Origin of the sequence: Bacteroides sp. 1001302B_160321_D4 (assembly GCF_015667765.1) — a bacterium.
Lineage (GTDB): Bacteria > Bacteroidota > Bacteroidia > Bacteroidales > Bacteroidaceae > Bacteroides > Bacteroides xylanisolvens.
In genome coordinates this window covers 1-18085 of the sequence record NZ_JADPLO010000092.1, presented here as the reverse complement: position 1 = coordinate 18085, position 18085 = coordinate 1, and the positions used below count along the sequence as shown (strand labels likewise).

The 18085-nt window shown below is 41.3% G+C and carries 17 protein-coding genes and 2 tRNA genes; 11 read left to right on the top strand and 8 right to left on the bottom strand.

The genetic code is table 11. The features are described 5' to 3' along the window. Window positions 1–196 precede the first annotated feature (196 nt). The 7 genes from KFO40_RS23805 to prmC form a co-directional block, all read right to left on the bottom strand. Window positions 197–280: transfer RNA gene (locus KFO40_RS23805), tRNA-Leu, on the bottom strand. 16 nt (window positions 281–296) lie between these two features. Next, window positions 297–369: transfer RNA gene (locus KFO40_RS23800), tRNA-Gly, on the bottom strand. A 93-nt stretch (window positions 370–462) separates the two neighbouring features. Further along, complete coding sequence (gene argH, locus KFO40_RS23795; protein ID WP_008024486.1) at window positions 463–1803, bottom strand: argininosuccinate lyase; 1341 nt, start codon at window positions 1801–1803, stop codon at window positions 463–465. 10 nt (window positions 1804–1813) lie between these two features. Further along, window positions 1814–2224 carry an SRPBCC family protein gene (locus KFO40_RS23790; RefSeq protein WP_004313009.1) on the bottom strand — a complete coding sequence of 137 codons (411 nt, stop codon included), beginning with the start codon at window positions 2222–2224 and terminating at the stop codon, window positions 1814–1816. A gap of 95 nt (window positions 2225–2319) precedes the next feature. Beyond that, complete coding sequence (gene pyrE / locus KFO40_RS23785; RefSeq protein ID WP_004313008.1) at window positions 2320–2958, bottom strand: orotate phosphoribosyltransferase; 639 nt, start codon at window positions 2956–2958, stop codon at window positions 2320–2322. A 78-nt stretch (window positions 2959–3036) separates the two neighbouring features. Then, window positions 3037–3519 carry a regulatory protein RecX gene (locus tag KFO40_RS23780; protein WP_004299786.1) on the bottom strand — a complete coding sequence of 161 codons (483 nt, stop codon included), beginning with the start codon at window positions 3517–3519 and terminating at the stop codon, window positions 3037–3039. Further along, the gene (gene prmC, locus KFO40_RS23775) at window positions 3516–4352 is read right to left on the bottom strand and encodes a peptide chain release factor N(5)-glutamine methyltransferase (protein WP_049701754.1); all 837 of its coding nucleotides are present in this window, start codon (window positions 4350–4352) and stop codon (window positions 3516–3518) included. The genes KFO40_RS23780 and prmC overlap by 4 nt, the downstream gene beginning before the upstream one ends. 36 nt (window positions 4353–4388) lie before the next feature. Between prmC and ribD the strand changes: the two genes are divergently transcribed. From ribD to KFO40_RS23735, 8 genes are all read left to right on the top strand, one after another. After that, window positions 4389–5444, top strand: a complete 1056-nt coding sequence (gene ribD, locus KFO40_RS23770; protein WP_008645184.1) for a bifunctional diaminohydroxyphosphoribosylaminopyrimidine deaminase/5-amino-6-(5-phosphoribosylamino)uracil reductase RibD — start codon at window positions 4389–4391, stop codon at window positions 5442–5444. 142 nt (window positions 5445–5586) lie between these two features. After that, window positions 5587–7095, top strand: a complete 1509-nt coding sequence (locus tag KFO40_RS23765) for a DUF6242 domain-containing protein (RefSeq protein WP_008645183.1) — start codon at window positions 5587–5589, stop codon at window positions 7093–7095. A gap of 25 nt (window positions 7096–7120) precedes the next feature. Then, a complete protein-coding gene (locus KFO40_RS23760; protein ID WP_004313004.1) occupies window positions 7121–7855 on the top strand; it encodes an isoprenyl transferase in 735 nt (244 codons plus the stop codon). A 30-nt stretch (window positions 7856–7885) separates the two neighbouring features. Further along, window positions 7886–10540, top strand: coding sequence for an outer membrane protein assembly factor BamA (gene bamA / locus KFO40_RS23755; protein ID WP_004313003.1), 2655 nt, complete (start codon window positions 7886–7888; stop codon window positions 10538–10540). 23 nt (window positions 10541–10563) lie between these two features. After that, on the top strand, window positions 10564–11079 hold the full coding sequence (locus KFO40_RS23750; RefSeq protein WP_008776422.1) for an OmpH family outer membrane protein: 516 nt from the start codon (window positions 10564–10566) through the stop codon (window positions 11077–11079). A gap of 56 nt (window positions 11080–11135) precedes the next feature. Continuing rightward, on the top strand, window positions 11136–11651 hold the full coding sequence (locus KFO40_RS23745; protein ID WP_004310501.1) for an OmpH family outer membrane protein: 516 nt from the start codon (window positions 11136–11138) through the stop codon (window positions 11649–11651). Window positions 11652–11759: 108 nt separating this feature from the next. Beyond that, complete coding sequence (murI, locus tag KFO40_RS23740; protein ID WP_008024472.1) at window positions 11760–12602, top strand: glutamate racemase; 843 nt, start codon at window positions 11760–11762, stop codon at window positions 12600–12602. A 73-nt stretch (window positions 12603–12675) separates the two neighbouring features. Continuing rightward, window positions 12676–12909 carry a DUF2007-related protein gene (locus KFO40_RS23735; protein ID WP_004313000.1) on the top strand — a complete coding sequence of 78 codons (234 nt, stop codon included), beginning with the start codon at window positions 12676–12678 and terminating at the stop codon, window positions 12907–12909. Here the strand turns inward: KFO40_RS23735 and KFO40_RS23730 are convergent. Next, on the bottom strand, window positions 12878–14026 hold the full coding sequence (locus KFO40_RS23730; RefSeq protein WP_211146863.1) for a pyridoxal phosphate-dependent aminotransferase: 1149 nt from the start codon (window positions 14024–14026) through the stop codon (window positions 12878–12880). The two genes, KFO40_RS23735 and KFO40_RS23730, sit on opposite strands and share 32 nt — an antisense overlap. A gap of 105 nt (window positions 14027–14131) precedes the next feature. Between KFO40_RS23730 and proB the strand changes: the two genes are divergently transcribed. From proB to KFO40_RS23715, 3 genes are all read left to right on the top strand, one after another. Beyond that, on the top strand, window positions 14132–15214 hold the full coding sequence (gene proB / locus KFO40_RS23725; protein WP_055235909.1) for a glutamate 5-kinase: 1083 nt from the start codon (window positions 14132–14134) through the stop codon (window positions 15212–15214). 420 nt (window positions 15215–15634) lie between these two features. Next, on the top strand, window positions 15635–16891 hold the full coding sequence (locus tag KFO40_RS23720; protein WP_055235910.1) for a glutamate-5-semialdehyde dehydrogenase: 1257 nt from the start codon (window positions 15635–15637) through the stop codon (window positions 16889–16891). A 79-nt stretch (window positions 16892–16970) separates the two neighbouring features. Continuing rightward, window positions 16971–17927, top strand: a complete 957-nt coding sequence (locus tag KFO40_RS23715) for an acetylornithine carbamoyltransferase (protein WP_008024468.1) — start codon at window positions 16971–16973, stop codon at window positions 17925–17927. Window positions 17928–18085 lie beyond the last annotated feature (158 nt).

Genomic DNA, 18085 nt, shown 5'->3' with positions numbered 1-18085 from the left:
ATTAAATCATAATCTAAAAGCAAAATAAAAGATTAATAACACAATAAAAAAATATTATAACTCTTTTTTGGTTTATTTCTTCCAAGCAGCTATCATATAGAGCTTTCCAGAAAATAAATAAAATGTATATTATACACCCATAAAAATAAAAGGCTTCATGAATCAATGATTCATGAAGCCTTATAAAGAATACTCGTACTCGAAGCGGGACTTGAACCCGCACAGCCGCAATGGCCAAAGGATTTTAAGTCCTTCGTGTCTACCATTCCACCATTCGAGCATCCTTTCAAAGAAAGAGCGGAAAACGAGACTCGAACTCGCGACCCTAACCTTGGCAAGGTTATGCTCTACCAACTGAGCTATTTCCGCGTTTTTTCAACGGGTGCAAAGATAAGTAGTTTACTTGTTTCTGCCAAATCTTTTCGGAGGAAAGTTTAAAAAACTATCCTCCGAAAGTTTATTTTATCTTCCAAGCAGTGCTTTCTCCGCTTTCTCCATTCCACAAAAGTTGAATCCATCGATCACTTGCTGCATCAATGCGGAGATTTCTGCATTACAGAGGTTACCAATACTACCTTCATGAGTATGGTGTACTTCTTTAGTATGCGAGAATTTACCTGCTTCAATATCCAAACCTACCTTTTTATATGCATCACGGAAAGGCATACCTTCACGTGCCAAACGATTTACCTCTTCCACACTAAAAATAAGAAGGTATTTGTCATCATCAAGAATATGTTCATTTACCTTTATTTCATTCATGATATAGGTTGTCATCTGCAAACAGTCTTTCAATTCCTGAAAACCAGGAAGGAAAACTTCTTTGATAATCTGCAAATCACGGAAATAGCCGGAAGGCAGATTGTTCGCAATCATCATAATCTGTTGGGGAAGCGATTGCAATTTATTGCATTTAGCACGTGTCAGTTCAAACACATCAGGATTCTTCTTATGAGGCATAATGCTGGATCCTGTGGTGCAGTCATCGGGCAACTTGACGAAACCGAAGTTTTGACTGTTAAACATACAGGCGTCAAAAGCTAATTTGGAGATTGTTCCGGCAATCGTAGCCAATGCAAAAGCAACATTGCGCTCCATCTTCCCACGCCCCATTTGAGCATATACAACATTGTAATTCATTGAATCAAAACCTAATAAGTCAGTCGTCATGGTACGGTTCAAAGGAAAAGACGAACCATATCCAGCTGCTGAACCTAACGGATTACGATTACACATTTTAAATGCTGCCTGCAAAAACAGCATATCGTCCATAAGACTCTCGGCATAGGCACCAAACCACAAGCCAAAAGAAGAAGGCATTGCAATCTGCAGGTGTGTATATCCCGGCATCAAAACGTTTTTATATCGTTCGCTCTGACGGATCAAGACATGAAAAAGTTGTTCTACTGCCTCGGCAACCTCTTTAATTTGCGTACGGGTAAAAAGTTTCAAGTCCAACAGAACCTGATCATTTCTGGAACGACCACTATGTATTTTCTTTCCGATATCACCCAAACGACGGGTCAACATCAATTCTACCTGCGAATGTACATCTTCCACCCCGTCTTCTATCACAAATTCACCTTTTTCGGCCGAGGCATAAATACTCTTCAATTCCACCAGCAACTGGTCCAGTTCTTCTTTCGTCAACAACCCAATGCTTTCAAGCATCGTAATATGAGCCATAGAACCAAGCACATCATGCTTGGCTAAATAAAGATCCATCTCACGATCACGACCTACCGTGAAACGTTCGATATCCTTATTTACCTGTACGGACTTCTCCCAAAGTTTCTGTGCCATAAAAAAAAGTTTAATATTCAATAACTGCCAGCATATCAACCATCTTCTCCAAACCTTCCTGGAGAGGTTTCTGCACCATTGCTTTCATAAATGGATTAAGATCCATTCCGATAGTAACCTTCACTTTACACTCTTCTTCTGCAGTTTCAACCAGTTGAATCCACATATTAAAAGGAAGAGGAGAGTTAGTTGTTGCCAACTTTATACATTTACAAGGATCGCGCTCTACAATTTGCAAAGTCAATTGCCCAATAGGGGAAACACTAAAACACAACGTGTCCGAATCAAAACTCAAATCCTGCACCTTATCTTTTGGCAAACGGTCTTTGACTGCTTCCAGATTACTTAAATCCGAAAGTTTATTATATACGCGCTCCTGGCTGTAAGGTATTACCTTGACACTACTCTCAAAATTACTCATAAACTTCTATTAGTATAAAACAAAAAAAGAACAATCCGGCCAAATATTGTCCGAACAGTTCTTTTTACCAAATATGTTTGATCAAAAAATGAATCTTATTTTCCAGCATCCCAATGAGCAGGGTCTTTACGCCATTCGTTCAATGTCTGTATGTCTTCTTTTTCAATATAACCTGTACGAAGAGCAACATCAAGCACTGCTTCATAATTGGTCAACGTTACCAAAGTCACCTTCGCATTTTTGAATGCCTCTTCTGCTACTGGGAATCCATACGTATAAGCTGCAACCATACCGATCACTTCGCAACCATCGCGACGAATTGCTTCAACAGCCTTCAAACTACTACCACCTGTAGAAATCAAATCCTCTACGACTACGACTTTCATACCCGGACGAAGTTCACCTTCAATCAGGTTCTCCAATCCATGATCTTTGGGGGTAGAACGAACATACACGAACGGCAGATTCAATGCATCAGCCACTAAAGCTCCCTGCGGGATAGCACCTGTAGCCACACCAGCAATCGCATCCACCTGTCCGAATCGTTCCAATATCAGACGTGTAATTTCAATCTTCACAAAATTACGAAGAGAAGGATAGGACAGAGTTTTACGGTTGTCACAGTAAAAGGGGGATTTCCATCCAGAAGCCCATGTAAAAGGGTTAGCGGGTTGAAGTTTAATAGCTTTAATCTTCAACAGTTTCTCCGCAAATAGTCTCTCTAAGTTTTTCATAACTAAACTAACTATTAATTATTTGCCGCAAAAGTACAGAAATTGAACGAGAATAAAAAGAAGAATCCGTTTATTTTTTCAGTCAATTTGTTCCTCTTCATCGGGAATGTCGATACAACGCTTAATATCTTTCAGTTCAAAACCACGACTCATAGCGAATCGCATCAGCTTTCCATTCAATTCATAATCGTCTGCTGCATGGATACTTTTCCGTTTGGAAGCCAGCAGGTCACGCAGAATAGAAAGGTATTCTTCTTCATCAATCTCGTTCAGATAACGCCATGCCACATCAGATGGGATCTTCTTCATATAAAGCCCTTGGGCTATTTTCATTTTCCCCCACTTGGCAAAGCGGAACTTGTCATTCACAAAAGCTCTGCAGAAACGTTCATCATCGATAAACTTCTCTGATTCCAGTCGGTCAAGAATACGCGCAATGGTATCATAGGCAATTCCCCAACGTTGTAACTTCTCATTTATTTCTGCCCGACAATGCTCGGCAGTGGAGCAGTAAGAGGCTACGCGATTTAAAGCCTCTTCATCAGTTAATTGTGCACTCATCGGTTAGCTGTAACTATTCTATCTTTTCCAAATATGTCTCTTATAACACGAACATCACGATATTGGTTCATTTCAAGTATGTGTGCTGTCTCCCGGCCATAGGCCTGGTTGATTTCAAAATAAAGTTTCCCACCCGGCAAGAGTAATTCACTTCCTAGACGGGCAATACGATTATAAAACCGTAAAGGATCCTCGTCAGGAACAAACAGGGCCAGCCCCGGTTCCCAATCAAGGACATTAGCGTCCATTTCGTTCTTTTCCGTTTCGGTCACATAAGGCGGATTGCTGACAATAACATCAAAAGACGGTATCTTTTCCCAGTCATCGGCCAGAACATCTCTTTGTAGAAATCTCACCCGAGCTTCCAAGGCGTCATTGTTTTTACGAGCAATAGCTAATGCTTCTTCGGAAATATCCCAAGCTTCTACTTCTGCATCCGGAAGTTTTTTATCCAAAGAGATCGCAATGCATCCGCTTCCCGTACCTATATCTAATAGACGACGAGCATTCGGATTCTCCTCTACTATTAGTTCTACAAGCTCCGCAGTCTCCGGCCGGGGAATCAGCACGCCGGAAGCAACCTTAAAATTCCTTCCACAAAACTCCGCAATACCACGAATGTACTGTATAGGTTCATTTTTCTGTAAACGGAATATAATGTTTTCTAATTCACGCTGTTTGCATTCGGATAAAATTATATCTTTGCCCATGTAAATATCGAGCGCATCTAAACCTAACATGTCGCAACAAATCAGCATCGAAAGGGCTTTTACCTCCTCCGGTGGATAGATTTCCTGCAAAGATTGGCGAATGTAAGCGGTGATACGATTCATATTTTCACAATTTCGGAGTGCAAAAGTAAGAATAATATGGCGAAGAGCACCAAAATGGAAGAAGAAAAATACATGAGACGTTGCATTGAGCTTGCAAAGAATGGGTTATGCAACGTATCTCCAAACCCGATGGTAGGGGCCGTTATCGTATGTGACGGGCGAATTATCGGCGAAGGTTACCACATTCGCTGTGGAGAGGCGCATGCGGAGGTTAATGCGATCCGTTCTGTCAAAGATGAGTCATTATTGAAACGTTCCACGATTTATGTCAGTCTGGAGCCTTGTTCCCACTATGGGAAAACGCCTCCTTGTGCCGATCTTATTATAGAGAAGCAGATTCCACGCATTGTTATCGGTTGTCAAGACCCTTTTTCAGAAGTGGCGGGACGGGGAATTCAGAAATTACGGGATGCCGGACGAGAAGTGACAGTCGGTGTATTAGAGGAAGAATGTAAATCGCTGATTCGCCGTTTTATCACTTTTAATACGCTTCACCGTCCTTTCATTACACTGAAATGGGCAGAATCAGCCGACCACTTTATTGATATAGAACGTACAGACGGAAAACCGGTAGTCCTCTCCTCTCCTCTTACTTCCATGCTAGTGCATAAAAAAAGAGCGGAGGCGGATGCGATTATGGTAGGCAGGCGAACTGCTTTATTGGATAATCCGTCACTTACGGTACGCAACTGGTATGGGCACAACCCGATACGCGTTGTGTTAGATCGCACGCTATCCCTACCTAATGATTCACAAATATTCGATGGCAACGTGCCTACATTAATCTTTACCGAAAAGCAACAGCCAGAAAAAAAGAACATCACATATATCACCATCAACTTTAACCATAACCCACTGAAACAGATCATGGAAGCATTGTATCAACGAAAAATACAATCATTATTGGTGGAAGGAGGCAGGCAATTGCTGCAATCATTCATTGATAATGAGCTATGGGATGAAGCCTATATCGAAAAGTGCCCCGGCCGATTACACTCCGGTGTTAAAGCACCTCAAATGGACGATAATTTTAGTTATTCGATAGAAGAACACTTCGAAAGACAAATTTGGCATTATGTTCGTCGATTATAGCTAAGATAGTTCTATTCAGGGGGTTTTACGTCGATAAAAACAGTGTTATTATCTATAATTTTATATAAAACTTACCTGTAATGTTCATTATCGGAAAAAATGTTTCTATTTTTGCAACTTGTAAATAAACACAATCTTTCAAATGAAAATAAAGTTTTTATCATTCATTGCGAGTTTTTTCATGGTGTCATTTGTTATAACGTCATGTCTTGATGACGATAATAACATCGAATATAGCCCGGATGCAACTATACATGCGTTTGCACTTGACACAGCAGGCCTTGGGAGTTATAAATTCACTATTGACCAATTATCACGTGAAATCTATAACGAAGACTCTCTTCCTGTTCATGCCGATACCATCATTGACAAGATTTTAATCAAAACATTAACAACGGCATCAGGTGTCGTTACGATGAAGGACAAAAGCGGAAACGATTCTGTCTTAAACATTAATGATTCAATCGATCTTCGGAAAGAACTTATTATAAAAGTATGGTCAACAGAAGCATTAGCGGGTATATCTCCTAATCAAACTAAGGAATACAAGATCAAAGTAAATGTGCATGACTATGATCCGGATTCGTTAAGGTGGAAATATATGAATAAAATAGATGACCAAATTGTAGGAGAACAAAAATCTATTATTTTTGGAAGTGAAGTTCTCACATACTCTGTAGTTGGCACAAAGTTATATGCATACAAAAACTCTTTAACAAACTTTGGCAGTTGGGAGTATAAAGAAATAGAGGGATTACCAAAAGGCAAACTTCCGACTTCTATCATTGCCTTCCAATTCAACAGAAGCAGAACCATGTTATATGCCACCTCCAATGGTGATGGTAAAGTATATGAATCTGCAGATGGAGAAAAATGGAATGAATCAACGATGTTTGGTGAGGGAGTGGAATTGCTACTAGCCACATTGACTAATAACGATGTCAGCAGAATTTGTTATATAAAGAAAGGAGCAGATAACCAACGCTATTTCTATTATCAAACAAATGATGTACCAAAAGAGACTTTGGATAAAGCTGAAAATGGAGGAAAAGTGCCATCTAAATTTCCAACTAAAAATATATCCTATACAGTATATAAGTCTTCGACAAATATTAATTCAGTCCTTCTAGTAGGAGATACAGAAACTGCGACTTTGGCTGATGACAGTAAATTAGAAACGACCATTGTATGGGCATATGACGGAAACAAATGGGTTGAGTTCTCAACTACTTCCTCTGTTGCATACTGCCCTAAATACACTCAACCATCTATTATATATTATAATGACTTAGTATACATATTTGGTCAAGACTTCAGTTCTATTTATGTTTCCAATCAAGGATTATTCTGGAAAAAGGCGAATCCTAAGTTCTCTTTCCCCCATAGAGATTGGAGCAAAGGAGGAACTCCAGATCCCGATGTAGATCCTGAATTCAGAGGCAAAACCAACTATTCAATGGTACTAGATCCTGACACTCAAAATCTATGGATTATCTTTAGTAAAGGAAGTGCAAGTTTTGAAGAAGAGGTAGAGAAAGAAGAAAGTACAAAGGCAACCACAACTGAACCACGCACATATGAGCATGATTCAGAGGTATGGCGTGGTCGTCTTAATCAGCTATGGTTTGATTTGGCAAATGCCAAGAAATAAAAACGTATACGTTTAAAATAAAAAGATGTCCTATATAGAACAAATAGACAAAACTCGGATACCACAACACGTAGCCATCATTATGGATGGAAACGGACGATGGGCAAAACAACGAGGGGAAGAACGTACTTACGGTCACCGTGCTGGCGCAGAAACGGTACAGAATATTACTGAAGATGCTGCCAGACTGGGGATTAAGTACCTGACACTTTATACCTTCTCAACCGAGAACTGGAATCGGCCGCAAGACGAGATAGCGGCTTTGATGAATCTATTGCTAGAATCTATTGAAGAAGAGACACTGATGAAGAACAATATTCGCTTCAACGTAATCGGTGATTTCAAGAAGTTACCGGTTGAAGTTCAGAAAAGTTTGACGTCATGTATAGAACGCACATCCAAGAATAGTGGAATGTATATGGTACTAGCTCTTAGTTACTCATCCCGTTGGGAAATAACAGAAGCGGTACGGCAAATAGCAACGCAGGTAAAAACGGGAGAAATATCTCCCGAGCAAATAACCGATGAGTGTATCTCATCTCATCTGGATACTAATTTTATGCCCGACCCGGATTTACTGATCCGCACGGGAGGAGAAATCCGGTTAAGCAATTATCTCTTATGGCAATGTGCTTATTCGGAGCTTTATTTTTGTGATACCTTCTGGCCGGACTTCGACAAAGAAGAACTCTACAAAGCCATTTGGGAATACCAACAAAGGGAACGCCGATTCGGCAAAACCAGTGAACAGATCAGCTAATATAACTCGAAACATCAAATTATAACATAAATGCATTATCGTATTTCCTTTATATTCATAACGTTTGTCTGCCTGTGCTGCTTTGCGACAACAGGCGTTGCGCAAAATGCTAACACTGATGAAGACTCAAAACCTGTCATCTTATACTCCGGAACACCCAAAAAGTATGAGATAGCAGATATTAAAGTCGAAGGCGTAAAGAATTATGAAGACTATGTATTGATTGGACTATCCGGACTATCGGTAGGACAAACAATTACTGTGCCGGGTGACGAAATCACTGGAGCAATCAAACGTTATTGGCGTCATGGTTTGTTCTCGAATGTACAAATCACAGCCGAGAAAATAGAAGGCAACAAAATCTGGTTAAAAATCAGCCTGACACAACGCCCACGTATCGCAGATGTACGCTACCACGGTGTGAAAAAGTCAGAACGTACCGACCTTGAGGCCAAGCTAGGAATGGTAAAAGGTATGCAGATTACTCCGAATACCGTAGACCGTGCCAAAACATTGATCAAACGTTATTTTGATGACAAGGGATTCAAAAATGCCGAAGTAATCATCGCACAGAAAGACGATCCTTCCAGCGAGAATCAGGTGATTGTGGATATTGATATAGACAAAAAGGAGAAAATCAAAGTACACAAAATCACCATTGCAGGAAACACTGCAATCAAGGCTTCCAAGCTGAAAAAAGTAATGAAGAAAACCAATGAGAAAGGTAAACTTCTAAACTTGTTCCGCACCAAGAAATTCGTGCCGGAAAACTTTGAAGCAGATAAACAACTTATCATCGACAAGTATAATGAGCTGGGATATCGTGATGCAATGATCGTTAAAGACAGCGTTTCACAATATGATGAAAAGACAGTAGATGTATATTTGGATATAGACGAAGGTCAGAAATACTATCTTCGTAACGTGACATGGGTAGGTAATACTCTTTATCCGTCGGAACAGTTGAACTTCCTGCTTCGTATGAAGAAAGGCGATGTATACAACCAGAAGTTGTTGAATGAGCGTGTTTCTACAGACGACGATGCTATCGGTAACTTATATTACAATAACGGTTACCTCTTCTACAACCTTGATCCGGTAGAAGTAAATATCGTAGGCGACTCTATCGACCTCGAAATGAGAATCTATGAAGGCCGTCAGGCTACTATCAATAAGATTAAGATCAGTGGTAACGACCGTTTGTATGAAAACGTCGTTCGCCGTGAACTTCGTATCCGCCCGGGACAGCTGTTCAGCAAAGAAGACTTGATGCGTTCTTTGCGTGAAATCCAGCAAATGGGCCACTTTGACCCGGAAAAACTGCAACCGGATATTCAACCGGATCCGATGAACGGAACTGTTGACATAGGCTTGCCTTTGACTTCCAAAGCCAACGACCAGGTAGAGTTCTCTGCCGGTTGGGGACAAACGGGTATCATTGGTAAGTTGAGTTTGAAGTTTACCAACTTCTCCGTAGCCAACCTGTTACACCCGGGTGAAAACTACCGTGGTATCCTGCCGCAAGGTGACGGACAGACATTGACCATCAGCGGACAGACGAATGCTAAATACTACCAATCATACAGTATTTCATTCTTCGATCCATGGTTTGGCGGTAAACGTCCGAACTCATTCTCTGTATCGGCTTTCTTCTCTGTACAGACAGACATCAGTAGCCGTTACTACAATTCCAGCTATTTCAACAACTACTACAACAGCATGTATAGTGGTTACGGTGGTTATGGTATGTACAATTACGGTAACTATAACAACTACGAAAACTATTATGACCCGGACAAGTCTATCAAGATGTGGGGACTTTCCGTAGGTTGGGGTAAACGTCTGAAATGGCCGGATGACTATTTCACTCTTTCTGCAGAATTAGCTTACCAACGCTACAACTTAAGCGACTGGCAATACTTCCCGGTAACCAACGGTAAATGTAATGACCTTAGCATTTCATTGACTTTGGCACGTAACTCTATTGACAACCCGATCTTCCCCCGTTCAGGTTCAGATTTTTCATTGTCAGTTCAGCTTACACCGCCTTACTCATTGATGGACGGTAAAGACTATAAGGGATATTATAGTAACCCTGAAACAGGTAGCATTACCCAGGACAACATGAATAAACTTCATAAATGGATAGAATACCACAAATGGAAATTCAAAGGCAAAACGTATACTCCGTTGATGGACCCGATTGCACATCCGAAATGTCTGGTGTTAATGACACGTACTGAATTCGGTTTGTTAGGTCACTACAACCAATACAAGAAATCTCCGTTCGGAACATTCGACGTGGGTGGTGACGGTATGACCGGTTATTCAACTTATGCAACTGAAAGTATCGCTTTGCGCGGTTACGAAAACAGCTCATTAACTCCATACGGATCTGAAGGTTATGCTTACGCACGCCTCGGCATTGAATTAAGATATCCGTTGATGCTGGAAACAAGTACTAACATTTATGTGTTAGGTTTCCTAGAAGCTGGTAACGCATGGCACGATATCAAGAAATTCAATCCATTCGAGTTGAAACGTTCTGCCGGTGTCGGTGTTCGTATCTTCCTGCCGATGATTGGTATGATGGGTATTGACTGGGGTTACGGTTTCGATAAAGTATTTGGTTCTAAACAATACGGAGGAAGTCAATTCCACTTTATCTTAGGACAAGAATTCTAATGTATCATCAAAAACTAAACGTTATGAGAAAGTCTGTTCTATTAATCATGATGCTGTTTGCTGTCAGCATGGCGGCAAATGCACAGAAGTTTGCACTGATCGATACGGAATATATCATGAAGAATATTCCGGCAGCTCAAAGCGCTAATGAGCAAATGCAAGAAGCTACGAAGAAATACCAGAGCGAAGTAGAAGCCCTGGCAAAAGAAGCACAGAAGATGTTCCAGGATTACCAGGCAAAATCTTCCACTCTTTCTGCCGCACAAAAGACAAAGACAGAAGATGCAATCGTAGCTAAAGAAAAAGCGGCAGCCGAGTTGAAGCGTAACTACTTCGGTCCGGAAGGCGAATTAGCCAAGATGAGAGATAAGTTGATTACTCCGATTCAGGACGATATTTATGAAGCCGTGAAAGCTATATCACAGCAACATGGATATGATTTGATTATCGACAGAGCCTCTGCTACAGGTATAATATTTGCAAATCCACGCATAGATATTAGTGATGAAATCCTAAGAAAATTAGGATATTCAAATTAATTTCATACATTTGCAGCTGGAAATAACTAAAAATCATTCAAATAAATTATAGAACTATGCTAAAAAAAATTGCACTTGTAATGTTGCTTGCACTCCCAATGGGTGTATTTGCACAGAACCTGAAATTCGGCCACATTAATGCACAGGAAATCATCACTGTGATGCCCGAATTCACCAAAGCTCAAAATGACATTCAGACTTTAGAAAAACAACTTACTGCTGAACTTCAGAGAACGCAGGAAGAATTCAACAAGAAATATCAGGAATTCCAACAAGCTATCGCTAAGGATTCTCTTCCTCCCAACATCGCTGAAAGAAGACAAAAAGAATTGCAAGATATGATGCAAAGACAAGAGCAATTCCAACAAGATGCTCAACAGCAAATGGCGAAAGCACAAAATGATGCCATGGCTCCTATCTATCAGAAGTTGGACAATGCTATCAAAGCCGTAGGCGCTGCTGAAGGGGTAATCTACATCTTCGACCTGGCAAGAACTTCGATTCCATACGTAAACGAATCACAGAGCATCAACTTGACTAGCAAGGTAAAAGCAAATCTTGGTATCAAATAGGAACTGAGCAAGAATAAAGAAATACCAAAAGGGAAAGAGAAAGAAGTTGATCCTTCTTTCTCTTTCCCTTTTTTTGGCGTACATTTGCGTATATAAATCAAGTGTGTCATGAAGCAACATCTATCCAATACGCCCGGACCGATCGGAGTATTTGACTCCGGTTACGGAGGTCTGACCATCTTAGACAAAATAAGAGAAGTATTACCGGAATATGATTATATCTATTTGGGAGATAATGCACGTGCTCCTTACGGAACACGTTCTTTTGAGGTCGTATACGAATTTACCCGGCAAGCAGTCAACAAACTATTTGATATGGGCTGCCACCTGGTTATATTAGCTTGCAATACAGCTTCCGCAAAAGCTTTGCGCAGTATTCAGATGAATGATTTACCAGGCATCGATCCGGCTCGCCGTGTGCTCGGAGTCATCCGCCCTACCGTAGAGTGTGTCGGAGAGATAAGCAAAAACCAGCATATCGGTGTACTGGCAACAGCAGGCACCATCAAATCCGAATCGTATCCGTTGGAAATACACAAGTTGTTTCCTGAAATCCAGGTCAGCGGCACAGCCTGTCCGATGTGGGTATCACTAGTTGAAAACAATGAATCACAGGACGAAGGAGCAGACTATTTTATCCGGAAGTACATCAACCAATTGCTATCGAAGGATCCTCAAATAGATACTGTCATTCTCGGATGTACTCATTTCCCCATACTTCTACCCAAAATCCGGCAATATATTCCGGAGCATATCAGTGTAATTGCGCAAGGCGAGTATGTTGCGGAAAGTCTGAAAGACTATCTGAAAAGACATCCCGAAATGGATGCAAAATGCACGAAGAATGGGAACTGTCAGTTTTACACGACCGAAGCGGAAGAAAAGTTTTCAGAATCGGCCTCTACTTTCCTGAAACAGCAGATTAGTGTAAAACACATCACGCTCGAATAAAATTTAAGAAAAAAAGTAACCGTTTCTCTCTCTTTTTTGTTATATTTGTAGATAACCCCTAATAAGCAAGATCATGAAAGAAGAAGATTATAGCAAAGCAATAGAAGTATTCTCCGGATCCCCATGGGAAGCCGAGATCATCAAAGGGCTATTAGAAAGCAATGACATCCGTTGCGTAATCAAAGATGGGATTATGGGTACACTGGCACCCTATATCGCTCCTTCCGTATCCGTTCTTGTCACCGAGGATCAATACGAAGCGGCCACCGCACTTATCAGGAGCCGGGCCGAGAAAGATAACGACTGATACGGTCGAGTCCTTCACGGATATTCTCCAATGAGTTTGCATAGGAGAAACGTACATATCCTTCGCCTCCCGTACCAAAATCTACCCCGGGAGTAATACCGACGTGTGCATGTTCGAGTACATCGAATGCAAAACGATAAGAGTCGGTAGTAAATTTGCGTGCGTCAGCAAAAATGTAAAATGCCCCTTGAGGTTCTACTTTTATTTCAAAACCCATTTCCCGGAGACGGGCAATCATATATCGGCGACGCTCATCATAAACCAGCTTCATCCGTTCCACGTCCGGTTCAGCCTGCCGCAATGCGACAATCCCTGCCTGCTGGGCAACACTGGACGCACAGATAAACAGATTTTGCTGTAACTTTTGCAAAGATCGCATACAAGATTTAGGTGCGATCAAATAACCCAACCGAAGCCCCGTCATCGCAAAACGTTTAGAGAATCCGTTCAGGACAAAAGCCTGATCGGTATATTCAAGGATACTGTGTGCACGCCCTTCATACACAAGGCCGTGATAAATTTCATCTGAAATGACAGGAACTCCCAACGCTGCCACTTCTTTCAGGAACTTTTCATCCAACAACATTCCGGTCGGATTCATCGGAGAATTGATAAAGATAGCCGCAGTATGCGGATTCACACACTTACGGATAGCCTCTATGTCGTATTGCAGATATTCTTTAGACAAAGGAACCAAAACAGGTTTGGCTTGCGTTGCCAACACAAAATTGCGATAGCAAGCGTACCCCGGATTGGAAAGAATCACTTCACTATCCGGATTGCAGAGCAACATCAATGCAAGAAGAATAGAAGGAGAAGACCCGGAAGTCACAACAATACAATCCGGATCTACCGTTACCCCATATTCGCGCAGATAAAAAGCGGCAATTTCCCGTCGCAGTTCCGGATCACCCAAAGAATGTGTATAATGAGTCAGATGACGATCATAAGCCGCTTTTGCCGCTTCCGCCACACAGGCCGGCACATCAAAATCGGGTTCGCCAACTTCCAGATGAATAATATCAATGCCTTGTTTTTGCAATTCGTTCGCCCTCTCCAACACATCCATTACGATGAAAGAGGTCATCTGTTCTACTTGTGGGTTTGTATGTTTCATTGCTTATCTTTTCTCTATCTGACTGCAAAGATAATTCTTTTTAGCCTGTTTTGGTAACATATCGGCAAAAAGCTCTATATTTGTGCTTTCAAATCGTTAGTAGGAATGAAACAGGAATTTACACGAATCGCAGTAAAAGTAGGAAGCAATGTATTGACACGCCGAGACGGAACGCTGGACGTTACCCGTATGTCGGCACTTGTTGACCAGATAGCGGAATTGCATAAGTCCGGGGTGGAAATCATTCTGATTTCTTCGGGAGCTGTTGCTTCCGGGCGCAGTGAAGTGCATCCACAGAAAAAACTCGATAGTGTAGACCAACGCCAGTTGTTTTCTGCCGTAGGTCAGGCTAAGCTCATCAACCGTTACTACGAACTTTTCCGCGAGCATAGTATTCCTGTTGGTCAGGTGTTAACCACGAAAGAAAGTTTTGGTACCCGCCGCCATTATCTAAATCAGAAAAACTGTATGACGGTAATGCTTGAAAATAATGTCATTCCTATTGTCAACGAAAATGATACAATTTCCGTCAGCGAGCTTATGTTCACTGATAATGATGAATTGTCCGGACTCATCGCTTCCATGATGGATGCACAGGCTCTCATTATCTTAAGTAATATCGACGGAATTTACAATGGTTCTCCTGCTGATCCGGGTTCTTTTGTTATCCGGGAGATCGATCACGGAAAAGATTTATCCAATTATATTCAGGCAACTAAGTCCAGTTTCGGACGGGGAGGAATGTTGACGAAAACAAATATTGCCCGCAAAGTAGCTGATGAAGGAATTACAGTGATTATTGCCAACGGGAAACGGGATAATATTCTGGTAGATTTGCTTCAGCATCCGAAAGAAACGCTTTGTACACGTTTTATCCCTTCAAACGAACCGGTATCCAGTGTAAAAAAATGGATTGCTCATAGCGAGGGGTTTGCCAAAGGAGAAATTCACATCAACGAATGTGCGACAGAAGTTCTAAACTCTGAAAAGGCTGTCAGCATCCTCCCCATCGGAATTACTCACGTTGAAGGTGAATTTGAGAAAGATGACATTGTGCGTATCATGGACTTTCAAGGAAATCAAGTGGGCGTTGGAAAGGTGAACTGCGATTCCAAACAGGTGCAAGAAGCAATCGGTAAGCATGGAAAGAAACCGGTAGTACATTATGACTATCTATACATTGAATAATTAATAATAAGAATTTCTGTTTTATCCGATTTTAGACTAAAATTAGCTTGTTTCTGAAACAGCAATGAGCTGTTTCAGCCTATTCTAACAAGGGTATATTCTCACTGCAATGAGAAAAAGTTCTCATTATAATGAGTATTTCTTCTCATACCTATGAGTATTTTTTCTCATAGGGATAAGTATACTTGAGAATGTTTACGGAAGTTTTTTTGAATTATAATTGTATGAGTTTACCTCATTTCTATACCGAAATGAATTTTCAACTAATCAGAAAAAGAGATACGAAATTAGAACTATATGTCTCTACAATCTATATACCATCACAAAAGCAACATTTATTTCTGTTTTCAACAAGTTTTATTCACATCATTCACTATATTTGCATAGTTTATCTTTCCATTTAATGCAAAAAAGGAGCAAATGACTACAAATTTAAACGAGACCTTTGCTGCCGTACAGGTGGCAAGTCGGGAATTAGCCTTGCTGAATGATGACATCATCAATCAGATTTTAAATGCAGTAGCTGACGCAGCAATTGCAGAAACACCTTTCATTCTTGCAGAGAATGAAAAAGACCTCGCACGGATGGACAAAAATGATCCGAAGTACGACCGGTTGAAATTGACGGAAGAACGTTTAAAAGGCATTGCTGCCGACACACGCAATGTAGCGACACTCCCCTCTCCTTTGGGTAAAGTGTTGAAAGAAAGTGTTCGCCCCAATGGGATGAGATTGACAAAAGTCAGCGTTCCTTTCGGAGTGATAGGAATTATTTATGAAGCCCGTCCGAATGTCAGTTTTGATGTTTTCTCCCTTTGTCTAAAGAGTGGAAATGCCTGCATATTGAAAGGAGGAAGTGATGCCGATTGTTCCAACCGGGCTATCATCAGTGTGATTCACGAAGTATTGAAGAAATTCAATATCAATCCACACATTGTAGAACTACTTCCGGCTGATAGAGAAGCTACGGCAGCATTGCTGAATGCTGTGGGTTACGTAGACCTGATTATCCCCAGAGGCAGCAGCAGCCTGATCCATTTCGTACGCGAAAATGCCAAAATTCCCGTTATTGAAACAGGGGCAGGTATCTGTCACACTTACTTTGATGAATTTGGAGATGTAAACAAGGGGGCAGCTATTATTCATAATGCGAAGACACGCAGGGTTAGCGTATGTAACGCGCTGGACTGCAGCATTATACATGAGAAGAGACTGACCGATCTCCCTATGCTTTGCGAGAAATTAAAAGACAGCCATGTCATTATCTATGCTGACGCGCAAGCTTATCAAGCATTAGAAGGCCGCTATCCAGCCGAACTCCTGGAACACGCCAAAGCAGAAAGTTTCGGCACAGAGTTTCTGGATTATAAAATGGCTGTCAAGACCGTAAAAAGCTTCGAAGATGCCTTAGGACATATTCAGGAAAACAGCTCCAAACATAGCGAGTGTATTGTTACCGAAAACAAGGAACGTGCAGCCTTATTCACAAAGATTGTGGATGCAGCTTGCGTATACACCAATGTATCTACTGCCTTCACTGACGGAGCGCAATTCGGATTAGGAGCAGAAATCGGAATCAGTACGCAAAAACTACATGCGCGCGGTCCGATGGGACTGGAAGAGATCACCTCCTACAAATGGGTCATCGAAGGAGACGGGCAAACGAGAAGAAATTGAGACGATACCTTTATCGTTAAAAATCAAACAAGGTATTGAACGAAACTAATTGAAAATTAAGAATTAAAAGATAAATGGTATGAAGAAATTTACTTGTGTACAGGACATCGGCGATTTAAAATCAGCCCTTGCAGAAGCATTCGAAATTAAAAAAGATCGTTTCAAATATGTAGAACTGGGACGAAACAAGACTTTGATGATGATCTTCTTCAACTCCAGTCTGCGCACCCGCCTTAGCACACAGAAAGCTGCAATCAACTTGGGAATGAATGTAATGGTACTAGATATCAATCAAGGTGCATGGAAACTGGAAACCGAACGTGGCGTAATTATGGATGGCGATAAACCGGAACATATCTTAGAAGCCATTCCGGTGATGGGCTGTTATTGTGATCTCATCGGAGTACGCTCTTTCGCCCGTTTCGAAAACCGCGACTTTGACTATCAGGAAACGATTATCAATCAATTTATCCAATACTCCGGACGTCCCGTCTTTTCGATGGAAGCGGCAACACGCCACCCATTGCAGAGCTTTGCCGACTTGATTACCATTGAAGAATACAAGAAAACAGCACGTCCTAAAGTGGTCATGACCTGGGCTCCACATCCACGTCCATTGCCACAAGCTGTTCCCAATTCTTTTGCCGAATGGATGAACGCAACGGATTACGAATTTGTCATCACCCACCCCGAAGGTTATGAACTCGCCCCGCAATTTGTAGGCAACGCAAAAGTAGAATACGACCAGATGAAGGCTTTCGAAGGAGCCGACTTTATATATGCCAAGAACTGGGCAGCTTATTCCGGCGACAATTACGGACAGATATTAAGTAAAGATCGTGATTGGACAGTCAGCGACCGTCAAATGGCAGTTACCAACAACGCTTATTTCATGCATTGTCTTCCGGTTCGCAGAAATATGATTGTGACAGACGATGTGATCGAAAGCCCGCAATCAATCGTTATTCCGGAAGCTGCTAATCGTGAAATCTCGGCAACTGTCGTTCTGAAGAGACTATTGGAAGGACTGAAATAACCGAAAAATAAAGAGGCCGAAAAGCCTCTTCCATCAACGCATAAGAACAAAAGAACATCTCCTTAAAATCCTACTTATAAATAGGGATATTCCTAAAATAATAAAATTTAAGGCAACTAATTCATTGCGAGTTAGTTGCCTTTTTTGTATCTTTAAGC

Coding starts and splice junctions, on each gene's coding strand:
- argH (WP_008024486.1), bottom strand. CDS start 1,803: ATGGCACAGAAACTTTGGGAGAAGTCCGTACAGGTAAATAAGGATATC.
- KFO40_RS23790 (WP_004313009.1), bottom strand. CDS start 2,224: ATGAGTAATTTTGAGAGTAGTGTCAAGGTAATACCTTACAGCCAGGAG.
- pyrE (WP_004313008.1), bottom strand. CDS start 2,958: ATGAAAAACTTAGAGAGACTATTTGCGGAGAAACTGTTGAAGATTAAA.
- KFO40_RS23780 (WP_004299786.1), bottom strand. CDS start 3,519: ATGAGTGCACAATTAACTGATGAAGAGGCTTTAAATCGCGTAGCCTCT.
- prmC (WP_049701754.1), bottom strand. CDS start 4,352: ATGAATCGTATCACCGCTTACATTCGCCAATCTTTGCAGGAAATCTAT.
- ribD (WP_008645184.1), top strand. CDS start 4,389: ATGGCGAAGAGCACCAAAATGGAAGAAGAAAAATACATGAGACGTTGC.
- KFO40_RS23765 (WP_008645183.1), top strand. CDS start 5,587: ATGAAAATAAAGTTTTTATCATTCATTGCGAGTTTTTTCATGGTGTCA.
- KFO40_RS23760 (WP_004313004.1), top strand. CDS start 7,121: ATGTCCTATATAGAACAAATAGACAAAACTCGGATACCACAACACGTA.
- bamA (WP_004313003.1), top strand. CDS start 7,886: ATGCATTATCGTATTTCCTTTATATTCATAACGTTTGTCTGCCTGTGC.
- KFO40_RS23750 (WP_008776422.1), top strand. CDS start 10,564: ATGAGAAAGTCTGTTCTATTAATCATGATGCTGTTTGCTGTCAGCATG.
- KFO40_RS23745 (WP_004310501.1), top strand. CDS start 11,136: ATGCTAAAAAAAATTGCACTTGTAATGTTGCTTGCACTCCCAATGGGT.
- murI (WP_008024472.1), top strand. CDS start 11,760: ATGAAGCAACATCTATCCAATACGCCCGGACCGATCGGAGTATTTGAC.
- KFO40_RS23735 (WP_004313000.1), top strand. CDS start 12,676: ATGAAAGAAGAAGATTATAGCAAAGCAATAGAAGTATTCTCCGGATCC.
- KFO40_RS23730 (WP_211146863.1), bottom strand. CDS start 14,026: ATGAAACATACAAACCCACAAGTAGAACAGATGACCTCTTTCATCGTA.
- proB (WP_055235909.1), top strand. CDS start 14,132: ATGAAACAGGAATTTACACGAATCGCAGTAAAAGTAGGAAGCAATGTA.
- KFO40_RS23720 (WP_055235910.1), top strand. CDS start 15,635: ATGACTACAAATTTAAACGAGACCTTTGCTGCCGTACAGGTGGCAAGT.
- KFO40_RS23715 (WP_008024468.1), top strand. CDS start 16,971: ATGAAGAAATTTACTTGTGTACAGGACATCGGCGATTTAAAATCAGCC.